9 protein-coding genes and 3 pseudogenes are annotated in these 14,270 nt (G+C 68.9%); 4 read left to right on the top strand and 8 right to left on the bottom strand.

What is annotated here, in order from left to right; translation table 11 throughout:
- Nucleotide 1 precedes the first annotated feature (1 nt).
- The 5 genes and pseudogenes from OG900_09265 to OG900_09245 all read right to left on the bottom strand — a co-directional run bounded on the left by OG900_09265 (nt 2) and on the right by OG900_09245 (nt 3,997).
- Nucleotides 2–595: pseudogene (locus tag OG900_09265) on the bottom strand (transposase).
- Nucleotides 596–765: 170 nt separating this feature from the next.
- Complete coding sequence (locus OG900_09260; GenBank protein ID WUH90268.1) at nt 766–945, bottom strand: hypothetical protein; 180 nt, start codon at nt 943–945, stop codon at nt 766–768.
- 123 nt (nt 946–1,068) lie between these two features.
- The gene (locus OG900_09255) at nt 1,069–1,791 is read right to left on the bottom strand and encodes a hypothetical protein (protein WUH90267.1); all 723 of its coding nucleotides are present in this window, start codon (nt 1,789–1,791) and stop codon (nt 1,069–1,071) included.
- Nucleotides 1,788–2,396 carry a sigma-70 family RNA polymerase sigma factor gene (locus OG900_09250; GenBank protein WUH90266.1) on the bottom strand — a complete coding sequence of 203 codons (609 nt, stop codon included), beginning with the start codon at nt 2,394–2,396 and terminating at the stop codon, nt 1,788–1,790. Before OG900_09250 ends, OG900_09255 begins: the two co-directional genes overlap by 4 nt.
- A 504-nt stretch (nt 2,397–2,900) precedes the next feature.
- A pseudogene (locus tag OG900_09245) lies at nt 2,901–3,997 on the bottom strand (transposase).
- Nucleotides 3,998–4,206: 209 nt separating this feature from the next.
- On the opposite strand from OG900_09245, the gene OG900_09240 reads away from it, so the two are divergent.
- Nucleotides 4,207–4,899, top strand: a complete 693-nt coding sequence (locus tag OG900_09240) for a hypothetical protein (GenBank protein ID WUH90265.1) — start codon at nt 4,207–4,209, stop codon at nt 4,897–4,899.
- 358 nt (nt 4,900–5,257) lie between these two features.
- On the opposite strand, the gene OG900_09235 is transcribed toward OG900_09240, so the two are convergent.
- Nucleotides 5,258–5,761 (bottom strand): hypothetical protein, encoded by a 504-nt coding sequence (locus tag OG900_09235; GenBank protein WUH90264.1) that lies wholly within the window; start codon nt 5,759–5,761, stop codon nt 5,258–5,260.
- A 571-nt stretch (nt 5,762–6,332) separates the two neighbouring features.
- A pseudogene (locus OG900_09230) lies at nt 6,333–6,704 on the bottom strand (integrase core domain-containing protein).
- Between the two features lie 121 nt (nt 6,705–6,825).
- Here OG900_09230 and OG900_09225 point away from each other — a divergent pair.
- The gene (locus OG900_09225; GenBank protein WUH90263.1) at nt 6,826–7,917 is read left to right on the top strand and encodes an integrase core domain-containing protein; all 1,092 of its coding nucleotides are present in this window, start codon (nt 6,826–6,828) and stop codon (nt 7,915–7,917) included.
- Nucleotides 7,918–8,185: 268 nt separating this feature from the next.
- Here the strand turns inward: OG900_09225 and OG900_09220 are convergent, their stop codons facing one another.
- A complete protein-coding gene (locus OG900_09220) occupies nt 8,186–12,763 on the bottom strand; it encodes a CHAT domain-containing protein (GenBank protein WUH90262.1) in 4,578 nt (1,525 codons plus the stop codon).
- Between the two features lie 137 nt (nt 12,764–12,900).
- Between OG900_09220 and OG900_09215 the strand changes: the two genes are divergently transcribed.
- Both OG900_09215 and OG900_09210 read left to right on the top strand, forming a co-directional pair.
- Entirely contained in the window at nt 12,901–13,278 is a 378-nt protein-coding gene (locus tag OG900_09215; GenBank protein ID WUH90261.1) for a hypothetical protein, read from the top strand.
- A 6-nt stretch (nt 13,279–13,284) separates the two neighbouring features.
- Nucleotides 13,285–14,094 (top strand): hypothetical protein, encoded by an 810-nt coding sequence (locus tag OG900_09210; protein WUH90260.1) that lies wholly within the window; start codon nt 13,285–13,287, stop codon nt 14,092–14,094.
- Nucleotides 14,095–14,270 lie beyond the last annotated feature (176 nt).

Raw genomic sequence — 14,270 nt, 5'->3', positions numbered from 1 at the left:
CCCGGACCTTCACGTGGACGCAGTCGATGAAGACGACCGGGTAGACCGGGTCGAGGGGTCGGTTCTGCCATTCGGCCATGCCGTCCATGACCTTGTCGGTGATCGTCGAGATCGTCGACTTGGAAACGCTGGCGCCGTAGACCTCGGCCAGGTGGGCGGAGATGTCTCCGTGGGTCAGACCCCGGGCGGACAAGGACAGCACCATCTCATCGACACCGGTCAGCCTGCGCTGGCGCTTCTTGACGATCTGCGGCTCGAAGCTGCCTTCCCGGTCGCGGGGCACCTCGATTTCAACTGGACCGACCTCGGTCAGCACAGTCTTGGACCGGATCCCATTGCGGGAGTTGCCGCTGCCGGCGCCGGCCGGGTCGTGCTTCTCGTAGCCGAGGTGGTCGGTGATCTCGCCCTCCAGGGCGGACTCCAGCACCCGCTTGGTCAACTGCTGCAGCAGCCCGCCCTCGCCGGTCAGCTGCAGCCCGCCGGCACGGGCCCGGTCGACCAGCTGCCCGATCAACTGCTCGTCCACCACATCCGCCGGCAGCTCGACCGGGCGTCCATCCTCATGCGCCTCGACAGAGGCGATCACGTCGCTCATCAGGTGCTTCCTTGATCAGGAGATACACCGGTCACCGTACAGACCCCCCGCCGCTGCCACTAGGCAGGCGAAACCGGCAGGTGAGGGGGCGCCGCGCAGGTCGGTGAGGACCGCAAGTGCGGTCGCTCCCGCCATACGAGCAGGCCGGCAACGGCGAGCACGGTGGCCGGTCAGATGTGGTGCTGGATCCAGTAGGTGAGCAGGCCGATGGTGCCGGTGCCGGTGCTGTAGCAGGCGCCGCGTAGGACCTGCAGGAGCGCGGTGCGGCGGCGGGCTGCTGCCCAGGCGAGGAGGTTGCGGGCGGTTCGTGCGATCCGGTGCGCGGGTGGTTGGGGCGTCCTATCCTGCATGTGGTGTTCCTTTCTGCGGAGCGCTGGTGAGGAGTCCGTTCGACCGGGGCCGGTAAACCGTGGTCGGGCAGGGCTCCTTGTTGTTTCTGCCTGCTCAGGGGTGTGTGGTGCCTGCTGGTGCTGTCAGCGTCGGCTGGCGAAGTCGTGCAGCCGGTCGGCGAGTTGGCGGTCGGGGCGGCTGACGATGCCGCTGGGGTGGCGGGAGGCGAGCCGGTCGACTTCGACTTCCAGGCCGCTGGTGGGTGGGGTGCTGGCGGCTGAGCCGTTGCGGCCGACGTAGCCGGCGACCGTGCCGAGTCCTTCGAGGAAGGCGGCGCCCGGCGTGATGTCGACGGCGTCCTCGATGGTCCGGATGACCTGGTGGTACCAGTGCTGCGCTTCGCGGGTCTCACCCAGGACGAGGTGGTGCAGGTGCAGGCAGTACGCGGCGACGCGGTTGCCGGCGCCGGCGGCCAGCTGCCACCAGAACTGCGCGCTCTCGGGCTGGTCGGTCAGGCTGAGCAGGCATGCGAAGACGGCTGCGCCTTGGATGTCGAGCTTGTCCTCGAATACCCGGCGTTCAGCCCCGGGCAGGTTCTGGATGGAGGTGTCGGCGGCGCGGCGGTCGTCGGCGGGGTCTTGGACGAGGCGGTCGACGTGGGCGGCGGCGTCGGGGGTGTTGAGGACCCACCGGCACATGATGCTCAGGCGGCGTGCGGCCTGGGAGGCGCGGACGACCTCGCAGGTGGGGGCGCCGGTCACGGCGTCCGCGGCCAGGCGCCGCAGGCCGGCCGCGACGTCGAAGGTCCGCGAGGACGTCGGGATCCGGACGTCGGCCAGGAGGGTGTCGAGGGCTGAAGAGGTCACTGGCGTGCTCCTTTCCGGGGGGCGGCCTCGGCGGGAAGGCCGAGTTGGACGCGGAGGCGTTCCTTGGCCCTGCGCAGGTGGTAGTCGACGGTGCGTTCGTTTTTCAGCCCGAGCAGCCAGGCGATCCGGGTGCTCTCGAAGCCGATCACGTAGCGCAGCACGATGACGTCGAACTGGCGGACCGGCAGCTCCGCGATGGCGGCGTACAGGCCGCGGCTGCTGTCCATCAACTGCAGGCGGTCACGGGCGGCGTCGAGGACCTGGGCCGTGCTCAGCGCCCGGTATATGGGGCCGTTGATCACCAGGGCCGGGGGGCGGCCATCGGCTTCCAGCTGTGCGGCAACCAGGCGCCGCATGATGGCCCACGCCTGCTGCTCCAGATTGCCGGCGCCGAGCAGGGTCTCCCAGCTGCCGAGGATCTCCAGGAAGCCGCGGTGCACGATCTCCTCGGCACTCTCGCGGTGGCCGAGGCTGACCTCGGCGTAGTCGTGGAAAGCCGCCTGGTGTCCCAGGTAGAAGGCCTCGAACTCCAGCGGCAGGTGCTGGAGGGCACCGATGGGCTGGCTGTCCGGGGCCGCGGCCTGCTTCGGCGCGTCATTGGTCATGCCGGCCTCCGGCTGTGCATGGGCGTCATCACGGTCCACTCCCTTGAGGGTTGCCACAGACCCCCGGCGCCGTTGCCGGGCGGTGTGTGGCCTTGGCACCACCTAAGCGATTCCGGGGACTGCCCACGCATACGACGCCCAGGAAAACTACTCAGAGATGATCACCGCACACGATGAGTTGAACGATCATCGAGGTTCGTGCCGTTGACCTGGTACTACGTCAGATGCAATTGCACAATCGGTCAGAATTGGGTCACTGTGTGCCCTAGATCACACGCAAGCTGATTCGGCTCAGAGCGGATCATGCACTCAGAACAACCAGAACACTCAAAGAGAACAAATTGGCACACAGGCTGCGCAATCGGCAAGCAGAGTGAGGTGCGCGCGTCAGGAAGCGGTGCGCACGGTGGCAACTGGGACGGAAGAGGCCGAGGAGGCGCCCCGCTCAGGAGCGCCGGTCTCCTCGCCTGGCGTTGCGCCTGCCGAGAATGTCATCCGTGCAGGTCAGGCGGCATGCTGGTACTTGTGGAGGATGCGGCCGGGTCGTTCGTGTCGTTGGATGTCGCGGTGGTTGGTCTGCCTCGGACTGGGGTCTGGAGTGGGCGGTGGTTGGAGGGGGCGGGTGTTTGCGATGGGTTGGTGGGGTCTGTGGGAGTTGTAGTGGTCCTCGGATTCCCGTAGGGCGTGGAGTAGGTGGTGCTGGCTCCAGGTGAGGGTGCGGTCGAGGAGTTCGCGTCGGCAGGTCTGCACCCGCCGTTCCGTGATTGCGTTCATGCGCGGGATCCGGATGCCGCTGAGGACGACCTCGATCCCTGTGTCGTTGAGGATGGTGTCGGACAGGGCGGGGAATTTTCCGTCCTGGTCGCGGATCAGGAACTTTGCCCGGCAGTCGGCGTCCTGGAGGTCCGTGACGAGGTTCTTTGCTGCTTGTGTCATCCAGGATGCGGTGGGGTGGGCGGTGGTGCTGAGGATCCGGATCCTGCGGCTGGTGTGCTCGATCACGGCGAAGACGTGGAGTCGTGCCCCGGACAGGGTGACGGTTTCGAGGATGTCGCAGGCCAGGATGGCGTCGGCTTGGGAGCGGAGGAAGTCTGCCCGTGTGCTGGAGGCCTGCTCGGGTGCTGGGTCGATCCGGCGTCCTTGAGGATCTCCCAGTCTGTGGATGTGGCGACTTTCGCGTCCAGGAGGAGGAGTTCGCCGTGGATGCGGCGGTAGTCCCAGTTGGGGTTCTCCCGGGCGAGCCGTAGCACCGGGAGTCGGATGGAGCGTACAGTTCGTGGTCGTCGGGGACGCTTCGGTCGGGACATGGCGGCGTGGCGGTGTGCGGCCAGGTCGCGGTGCCGGCGCAGGACCGTGTGGGGGCGTATCAGCAGCTGCAGTCCGCGCAGCAGGTCCCGTGGCAACCGGTGCAGCAGGGCTGCCGGGAACGCGCGATCGCTCGGTGTGAACCGGACTGTGTCATTGCCGAGTTGGCGCTCAGGCACCGTGATCTGATGCCGCAGCGCGAGGATCTCCGTATCCCGCTCCCGATCGCTCATGGGGAGCAGACGCAGCATCGCGAACGCGTTCGTCACGGTCGGATAGGCCGGTCGAAGCAGCACAGTTGATCATCATTTTCTGGCATCACCGTGCAGGCCAGGGCCTTCGAGTGGCCGCCCCTACCCGGACATGCCGCATCTCGCACACACCCTCCCACCAGGGTGGATGGGGTTATCGGCAGGGGCAGGGCTATTCGGCCCAGCCCGTGGGGAGTGGAGCCGGTAGTCTCGCGGCTGTTCATCCGACTTGCTGCACCCGTTCGGAGATGTCGATGCGCGCCACGTATGCCGCTGCTGCCGTCGTAGGGATCGTCGTGCTGGCTGGGTGCGATCCCGCCGGATCTTCGGCCAACCCTGGACCGGCAGGTTCGGGGAGTGGCGCCCCGGCGCCGGCCGGGTCGACCGCTACGCCCGCGGCCGGGACGGCGGCTGGTGCGCTGTCGGCCGGGCCGATTCCGGTGGGGGCCGGACCGCAGGAGCACTACATAGTGCAGCCCCAGCCAGCCCCGGGGAACTGCCACTACCGATATGAGAAGGGCGAGCCGTTGGAGGACCCTGCCTGTACCCCCGGGGCGATCAGCCCGGCCGTCACCCAGGCCAACATCGGGACGACGATCTGCCGCAAGGGCGGCTACACCAGCGGCATCCGCCCGCCGGAGTCGGTGACCAGCAAGGAGAAGATCGCAAACGCAGCCTCGTACGGCTACACCGGTTCCTTGTCCGATGCCGAGTACGACCACCTCATCTCGCTCCAGCTCGGAGGCGACCCCAACGATCCCCGCAACTTGTTCGTTGAGCCGCCGGACCCGGGCCACAAGCCCGGCACCGGGGTGAACAACGCCAAAGACCCCGTTGAGACGAAATTGCACACCGCGGTATGCAAGGGCCAGGTCACCCTCGCTCAGGCGCAGCACGCCATCGTCACCGACTGGACGACCGCCCTGGCCGTGCTGCACTTGGCCTGAAGCCCTCCCGGCCGATGGCGCTCACCACCTGGCCCTCGATCCGCCCGACGGGGCAGCCCGTCCCAGCCCCACTCCGATGTCGCCGACTACGCCCGCGCCCGCTTCCGCTCGGCCTTGAACAGCGGCCGCATGCCGGCGAGCGGCTGCTTGGTAGCGAATGCCACCCGGGCGGTGGCGGGAGTGGTGCCTGTCTCGGTCATGCCGCAGATCATCCCGTCCCGGCCGCACCGCCTGCTGCCGAATCATCCGGCGGGGCGATCGGTTCGAACAGGGCCGACCCTTCCGCTGAAGGCAACCACTTCCCTCGGCGCAGCCCCGGCGCCGGGGGAAGTGGTTGCGGCGGGTCGGCGGTGCGGGGTCAGTACGTGATGCTGTATTGCATGGTGCTGGTGGTGTTGTAGCTGGTGCCGTTCTTCTCGGCGTAGTGGGTGCAGTTGACCGTGATCGTGCGCAGGGCGCCGGGTATGGAGTTCGATGCGAAGGTGACGTCGACGAGAGCGCCGTTGTTCTCGGAGTCGTAGTCCGTGGTGTAGCCGCCGAGCTGGTCGTAGGCGTAGCAGCGGACGTTGATGTAGTCGGCGTCCACTCGGTTGTTCCCGGAGTCGGCGAGCCGGGAGTAGGCGCGGAACACCGCCCGGCGGCCGACGCCCGCATTTTCGTCGTGGTCGTGCTGGATGACGCCCTGGAGGGTGTAGACCGGCGGCGTGCCGCCTCCGCCGCCTGTCCCGCCACCGCACGGGTGGTCCTCGGGGTCGGTGGTGCAGTAGGGGCGGGCCGCCTGTGCCGGCGCGGTTGCCAGGCCTGTGCCCGCGAGGGCGGCGAGCAGAACGATTCCCGCTAATACGCGCGTACGTCGGGCCACATCTTCTCCTTGTTGGTACGTAACGGAGCCGGGTGTTCACCATGAGCGACCGAGCAGCTCAGGTTACTGGCACCGGAGAAGCGCCGGCACGCTTTCGCCCGACGCGCGCGGAACCAGATTCTCTCGCCAGACTGCGGTATGCGCAGAGTGCCTACCGACCGACGTGAAACGGGCACCGCGAGAGGTGCTACGCCCTGGATGACCGTCTCCAACCTGTGAGAGGGCTCCTGTGGCCGGGTGATGACCGCCGACCCTGTCCGATCCTGTTGCCCATTTGTTGGTGTGCTGGTCAGGGTCTTGATCGTTGCGGCAGTCTTGTTGTGTGGCCGGTCCTCTCATCGTTCCCGGTCACGGTGGGAGGGGCTGGTGTCGATGGAGTCGCAGCCGTGGCCGGAGCCTGCGCCTGACGTGGTGCGGGCGGTGCGGGCCAAGTACCGCGGTCGGCAGGTGCCGTTGCCGGTCGCGGTGCGTGACGGTCTCGGTGAGGTCTTCGCGGACGCCGAGTTCGCGTCGGCGTTCGCAGCGACCGGTCCGCGGGGCTGTGTGGGTGCCGATTAATCATCCGGCCTGGTCAGGCCGCATGGTGGTACTCGTGGAGGGTTCCTCCGAGTCGATCTCGTCGACGGACCTCGAGACGTCTGATCTGGGCTGGCTCATTGTTTGGGTGGGGGAGTGCTCGTAGTGGAGCGGCTTGGCCGAGAGCCCGGTGCGGCCGATGCCCGTTGTAGATGATCTCGTACTCCCTGAGCGCGTGGCGGAGATGGCTTTGGTTCCAGATCAGTGTTCTGTCGAGGAGTTCGCGCCGGCAGGTCTGGATCCAGCGCTCCATGACGGAGTTCAGACGCGGCATCCGGATGCCGGTGGTGACGACCTTCAGTCCGGCGTCGGTCAGCAGCGTGTCGAAGGCGGCCGTGAACTTGGAGTCGCGGTCGCGGATCAGGAAGCTGTGCGGGTGCCGATAAATCATCCGACCAGGTCACGGCCGTGATCGCCGGTCTCCTCCTGCGCCTGCTTCTTCCCCTCGATGTTCGCCTGCGCAGGGGATGAAGGCATCATGATCTGTCGTGCTCCTGCGCCTGGCCTACCTCACCGCGACCAACGCCCTGGCGCTCCTGCGCCTGCTGCCGATGAGCGACCACGATAAAGACATCGAGATCCTTGCTCTGCGGCACCAGCTGCTGGTCCTGCAACGCCAGGTCGGCAAGCCCGCTTTCACCGACAGCGATCGCGCTATCCTCGCCGGTCTGCTCCACCACCTGCCGATGGGCAAGCTCCGCCGGCTCCTGCTGCTTGTACGTCCGGAAACTTTCCTGCGCTGGCACCGCAACCTGCTCAAACGGCGCCATGCTGCGACCTGCGTACCGAAGCGGCGCGGACGACCGCCCACCATCCGCTCGATCCGCGCCCTGGTCCTGCGCCTCGCCCGCGAGGACAGTTCGTGGGGGTACTGGCGCATCCACGGCGAACTCGCCTCGCTCGGGATCGAGGTCGCAGCCTCCACCGTTTGGGAAATCCTCAAGGAGCACGGCATCCCACCCGCCCCGGAACGAGAGAGCACGACGTGGGCCGACTTCCTGCGCGGCCAGGCCGGCGCCCTACTCGCCTGCGACTTCTTCGAAACCCGCACCCTGACCGGGGCGCGACTCTACGTCTTCGCCGTCATCGAGCACTCCACCCGGCGCATCCGGATCCTGGGCGCCACCACACACCCCACCGCACGCTGGGTCGTACAGCTCGGGCGCAACCTCGTCATGGACCTCGAAGAGGCAGGCAGCAAGGCCAGCTTCCTGATCCGCGACCGCGACTCCAAGTTCACGACCGCCTTCGACGCGCTACTGACGGACGCCGGACTGAAGGTCGTCACCACCGGCGTCCGGATGCCGCGTCTGAACTCCATCATGGAGCGCTGGATACAGACCTGCCGGCGCGAACTCCTCGACAGAACGCTGATCTGGAACCAGAGCCACCTTCTGCACGCGCTCCGCGAGTTCGAAACCTTCTACAACCAGCACCGACCCCACCGCACCCTGAAGCAAGCCGCTCCACTCCGCCCACTACCCGAGCCAATCAGCGTGCCAGGACACATCAGGCACTTGGAGGTCCGCCGACAAGACCGACTCGGCGGAACCCTCCACGAGTACCAGCATGCCGCTTGAGCAGCCCGGATGATTAATCGGCACCCGCAGAGCCGCAGGGAGCGGTGCCACGGGCCGGTGTAGAGCTGCCCCGCCGGTATGACGTCCCGGTAGCCGAACTTTTCCCAGGACGGCTCAGCCTTTTTTGCTCCGCAGGCGAAAGCGCGCGAGTTTGCGCATTCTTGAGCGGGTGTGGGCTGGAACCTGCGTGCCGAATGGCACTGGCAGCAGGCTGCGCGCGTGGGTTCGAAGTTGGGGGCGGGGTTTGAGGAAGATCGGAAAACTAGCGTTAGGGCCCGAAGTGCACGTACGACGCCCAGCCGACTGGGCGGTACGGCTGCCGACGGCGGGTGCGGTCGACCGCCTCGTGCAGGGCGTATGCCGTCCGGGACGCATCGATGCCGAGCTCCGGGTGGGCCACGATCTCGTATACCTCGTCGGTGATCTGTCGAGCGGTGTCGTCTCCCACCGTCCATAGAGTGGAGACAACGTGCCGGAAGTTGCCCAGAAGCAGTGCCCCCGCGAGATGGATGGCCTCGTCGGGCAGTTCCGTCCCACCCACGGCTGTCTGGCAGGCGGACAGCACGGCCAGCTCCGCCGACGGCAGGTCGAGGCGGGCCAGGTCGGACACCTTCAGGGGGCGGTCGTAGAGGTAGAGCGCGCCGGTACCGGGATCGGCGAGGTCCTGCCCGGCGTGGCAGGCGAAATGGACGCAGGAGTGCGAGGCTAACAGGGACAGCACTATCTGGCACGTGGCGTCCGAGTCGAGAATGACCGTTTGCCGGCCGGGGAACCGGCGGCCGAGCGCCTCCGCCTCCTTTCGTGCACCGGGCAGCGGGCGCAACAGGGGTGCGTACGGTGGCTGATCGCCCAGAGCCAGGACCAGCAGCCGCCGGTCCGCGTCTGCGACGGCCGAGGGGCGCTTGGCTCGGATCAGGCCGCGCAGGGTGGGCATGTAGGACGACACCACCCGCGCCATGACGGCATCGTGCTCGCGGCCGTCGTCGGGGTCGTGGTAGCCGGCGGCGTGCACCGGTAGCAGGGCCAGTGGTCCGGTGGGGCACCACCAGACGCGCCGGCCCCGCCAAGCGGCCATCTCCGGGGAATCGAGGACTGGGGCGGCGACCGTGTCCCACAGCCATTCCAGCGTGGCCATCAAGGTCTGCTGGCTCGGGCCGGCGGACGCTCCGAGCTGGTTCAGCCTGTCCAGCGTGGACAGATACCGTTCCGTACGGCGCTCTGCCTCGTCCGTGGTCAGGCCGGGCAACGGGACCAGTGTGACTCTGCCCGGCGTCACGACGAGCGCGTCGCACCGGTACCGGCTGACGTTGACGATGACGAGCGGTCCGGCGGCCGTCGCTCCGGACAGCATGGAGAAGGGCAGGGGCACCAGGAAGTGCTCGAACCTCGGCAGCCGACGGACTTCGCCGAGCAGTTCCTCCCACTCGTGAGCGAGCTGCCTCAGCTGTTCCCCGGTGTCCTGCCCCGGGGCAGTCCACGTGCCCTCCTCCAGAGCGGCCCGGAGGCCGGCTAGCCGGTCCGCAAGCGCGGGGTGGGTTTCCCGCAGCGCTGTCAGATCAGTCCGGGTGTCCAGCACCTGCCCCCACAGCACGGACCGTCCGTGGTCGAGGAGTTCGACCGCCTGCTCCAGCCGGCCGCAGGCGATCGCACAGGCCGCGGCCTCGCCCGCCACGTGCGAGCGCTGGGCCAGCAGACGTTCCCGGTCGGTGCGTGCCAGGCCCCGCCACGCTGTCAGTGGGAGCAGTTCCACGGCTACGGCGTAGCCGTCTGCCGCTTCCGGCCAGGAGCCTCCTGCGGCGGCACGGTTGGCGGCGAAACGGCCCCAGGCGACCGCCGCGGTCAGCCGGTCGGCAGCTGGGGAGGTGGGTGCCTGTGCAGCCTCGCGGTACAGGGCGAGACTACGGTCCGCGTCGTTTGGGCGAGACTCCGTATCGCCCCGCTCGCTGCGGGTGGCGAGCATGTTCGCCAGCGTCAGCAACGTGTGGGTGCGCTGCCGGGTTGAGGCGTTCGGGGCGTCGACCACGGCCTCGGCGTGGCCGATCGCAGCGTCGAGGTCGGCCGGGTTGTCACGCAGCAGCGATCGGCTCCACAGGGCCAGGGCGAGATTTTGCCTGCTGATCGGCTCGATCCGGCCGTCTTGCGTCAGGACTGTCGCCTCGGTGCCGAGGGCGACGGCCTCGTCGAGGTCGGAGGCGTCGCGGGTGAGCAGGAAGCGGGTTCGTAGCCGGTTGCACAGGGCTCCCAGCGAGGTCAGTTGATCGTCCGTCGCCGAGGTCATGCGGCGGGCGAGGACGAGGGCCTGGCGCCCCAGGTCGATCGCCCGGTCGAGGTCGGCGCGGTTGCCGGTGTGCTCGTAGCGCCGGAGCAGCGTCATTCCCAGAGTCTGGAGGTGGGTGCGGCGTTCGGCGGCATCATGGGGAGGCGTCACCTCGACCGCCCGGCGGGTGGCATGGACGGCCTTGTTCAGGTCGTCGCCGCCGCCGTCGTGCTCGAAGCGGCGCAGGTGGGCCCCGGCCAGGGTGGACAGCTCGCTGCCCCGAGGACGGCTCAGCTTCAGTAACGCGTCGAGCTGGGTGCCGAAGTGCCGTCGTAGCTCCTGCACGTCCGCGTCCGGCTGCTTCAGCATGTTTCGCAGCTGCTGCACGTTGGGCAGCGGTCCGTAGGCGCCGTATGTCAGGTGCTCGATCGCGTCGTCGATGTCCTTCCGGTCGCCGTGCTGCTCGAAGCGGCGCAGGAGCAGTGCGCCGAACACGGTGGCGGCCTGTGCGCGTTCCGGGTGGTGGGCTGGTAGCGCGGCGAGGAGGCGGCGACCGGTGGCGATGCCGGCCGTGAGCGCGGACGCGTCACCGGTCCGCTCGAAGCTCAGCCGCGCCTCTGCGAGGACATTCTGGTACTGCACCGCGACCTGGGGATCCCGCGCCGCTGCCTCGGGCGGCACCGTGGGCCGGTCGTCGGGGCCCGAGTCGAATGTCGAACGGCGCAGCACGGGCAGGACGGTTTCCTTGAACGCTCTGCGCTCCTCCTCCCGCCGTTGGACCGCATCGTCCAGCTGCTGCTGTGCCCGCTTTCGGCGCGGATCTCCTGAGGGCAGCAGTCGCAGGGCCGTCGACAGGCTGTCGCGGGCCTCGTCGAGGTCGTGCGGCGCCTCGGTGTCGCGAGCGCGCCGGAGGAGGGCCTCTCCCAGTCGCAGAGCGGTGTGGCCGGGGTCCTCCACGGAGGGTCCTGCCACGCTCAGGGAGTGCCGCAGCAGCTCGATTGCCTCGTCTGCGTCGGACAGCGCAGCGGTGCTGTCGTACCGCACGGCCAGATGCGAGCCGAGGTTGTGCAGCGCCTGCCAGTAGTCTCGCTCGGACGGCGGGGCGAGGGACAGCAGCCGACGCAGCGCGGCGATGGCGGCGTCCAGGTCCTCCGCTGCGAAGGAGCGCTGGTATTGGCAGTATGCGGCCTCAGCCTGCAGGGTGAGGCATCCCGCCAGGTTTGGGCTGTCCGGTCGGCATGTCCGTACCGCCCGGTGGATCGCCTCCTCGGCGGCGGCAAGGTCCGCCGGGTCGAGTCCTCCGTAGCGATAGCGCCTCAGCAGCGCGTAGCCCAGATACCCGCTGCACACCGCCAGATCGGGATGGTCCTCGGGCAGCTCCCGCAGCACCGGGCCCAGCAGCTCGATCGCCCGGTCGCGGCAGAGCAGATCGTCGTCTGCCTTCCACCGCTCGATCAGCCGGGTGCCCTCCTCCAGGCGGCTCTGCGCCGTCGGCGGGGCCGGGCGCGGTACGGCGGCCGACCGCGGCACCGATGCGCGCTGCCCCTCCAGCACCCGCACGTCCGCGCGCAAGGACGACGCGTGCGCCTTGTCGCGGCGGACGGCCAAGCGCGCGGCCGCATCGAAGACCGTGATCGCTTCCTCGAGATCCTCGACGACGCGCGTGAGTCGGTAGCGTTCGTGGAGCGCGAGACCAAGGTTGACCAGCGGCTCAGGACGTGCGCCGCCGGCCCGTCGTTCCCGTTCCGTGCCCCGGCGCAGGATGTCCACGGCCTCGTCCAGGTCGGCCACCGCCTGCGTGTGCTCGAACCGGCGGAGCAGGACGCCGCTCAGCGAAAGTTCGGCACCGGTATGGTCCTTTCCACCGACCGGGGCGACGGACAGGAGCTTGCGGCACATCTCCACAGCGACTCTGACGATCTCAGCGGTCTCCTGCTGGTCCATGAGCCTGGTCAGGCTCGCGCACACGGCCTTCAGGACGTCGACGCGCTCGGGGTCCTCGGGTTCGGTCAGTTGCAGTGCCCCACGGCCCAGCGCCACGGCTTTCGACAAATCGGTGCTGTCTCCGGTCAGTCCGTGCCGCTCCAACCACCCACGGGCGGCGAGCAGGTGGTATTCCGCCCTCCTTGGATGACCCGGCGGGACCTCGTCCAGGGCGCGCTCCAGAGCGGTGAGACAGAGGAGCGGATCGGTGCTGGCCTCTAAAGCACGCACCAGCAAAGTCAGGGCGGCCTGCGCCCGGCTGTCCGGATCGGCGCCGAACTCCACGGCCAGCTCCCACAGACGGCCACCGACCAGTTCCGGATTCACGTCGTGCAGCAGGCCGAGCAGTGTGACGGTGGTGGGGAGATCCGGGAGTTCTCGCTGTCCGGCGAAGCCGCCGTGCCGGGCCAGGCAGAGCCATCCGGCGAGATGCAACGCGCGCCGCCGGGCGGGGGAGCACCTCGGTTCGACTGCGACCTCGTTCAGCAACCGTTCCGTGTCCGCGGTGCGTTGGGGATCTTCGACCTCGGCGGTACGGCCCGTGCGGGCGTACTCTCGGACGGCGTGCTCGATCCTCTGCTCGGGACTGTTCCCCCGCTGGCCCATGCCGCATCGCCCCCTTCGCCCTCACCGTCACGATAGCCACGGCTGGGTGCGGCAGGCCACCCCGGCGCGCCCGGTGTCGACCGGCGGGTAATCTCCCCTGCGGAGCGTCCAACGGACCTAAAAAGAGGGGCGGTTGAGTGGCAGCCGAGGAGCTGACAGAAGCCGAGGCCCTGGCGCTGTGGTGCGCGCGCCTGCCGGGTCTGCGGGACCAGGCGCGGGCCACCGGTGTGGCCGAGCGCCTCGAGCGCGACGCGGCCAGAGTCCGCGACGGCGGCTCCGCCCAGCGTGCGGTGCGCAAGTGGTTGCAGGACGGGGATGCCGAGACTGAACGGAGCTGGTCCGGCCGCAGCCTGCTGAACCTGGCCGGATTTCCGGGCGCCCCGCGGACACCCACGGTGAGCGCGGGCCGCTACGGGTGTCCGCTCGGCAAGTGCGACCGTACGGCCGGGCGCGACGCGCAAGGGCACACGCCCGTGTGCCACGCCTTCGGCGCGTCGATGGCGCCGAAGGCGTGATGTGCCATGGTGACCGGCATCCTCTCTGAGGTCGGCAAGCACGTCAGCAGCCGCTGGGTCACGGCGGTGCTCCTGCCGGGGCTGCTGCTGGTCGCCCTGACGGCGGCGGGCTGCCATCTCGGCCACGGCCACGCCCTCGACGTCGGCGAGCTGGCCGACTGGGTGGATCGCCTGGCGCGCGCGGCTCACCGCCGCCCGGCGCGCGCGGCGGTGGCCGCCGGGTTGGCGCTGCTCGCCGCCGGCCTCGCCGGTACTGTGGCTGGCGAACTGGGCAGGGCGGTCGAGCGGTGGTGGCTGCGCACCAGGCCGGGCCACGGCGGAAGGCGCCGCGCGCGCACCCTGCGAGCCGCCCGGCGGAACGGCATCTCGCCGGTGGAGGCATACCTTCCGCAGCGCCCGACCTGGATGAGTGACCGGGTACGGCTCATCGAGGCGCGAGTCCGCGCACAGTACTGGTTCGACGCGGCGACGGCCTGGCCCCGCCTGTGGCTGCTGGTGGGCGATGACGTACGCCGTCCTGTCGTGGAGGCGCGGATGGGCTTCGCCGAGGCGGTCACCCTCGCCGGCTGGAGCTGCCTGTATGGGATCGCCGGGGTCTTTTGGTGGCCCGCCCTCGTGACCGCGGCCTGTGTCGCACTCACGTCATGGAGCCGTGCTCGATCCGGCCTAGAGGAGTTCGCGACCCTCGTCGAGGGGGTTATCGATGTTCATCACCGCGCTCTTGCAGATGCGTTGGGCGTCCCCCTGGGCGGCGGAGGCATGACCGAGGCAGAGGGACGAAGGATCGATGACATCCTTCGCAAGGGCGGCGGTTGAACCGTCCGGAAGAGCCTCGACGCGTGTTGTTCCAGGCCATGGTATACAACCGTGGCTTGTCTGTGCGGCACAGCGCCGAGGGCGCAGCCATCGGGAGTCAGCTGGCGGGTTCCGGTGGGCTGTTTCGCCTCGCGCGTCCAGTATCAGATCCGTCAGCCGACAGGGCCAGACCGATC

The organism is Streptomyces sp. NBC_00433, from assembly GCA_036015235.1.
Taxonomy (GTDB): Bacteria; Actinomycetota; Actinomycetes; order Streptomycetales; family Streptomycetaceae; genus Actinacidiphila.
Note: the sequence above shows the minus strand (reverse complement) of the source record. Positions and strands in the feature narration are given on the sequence as shown.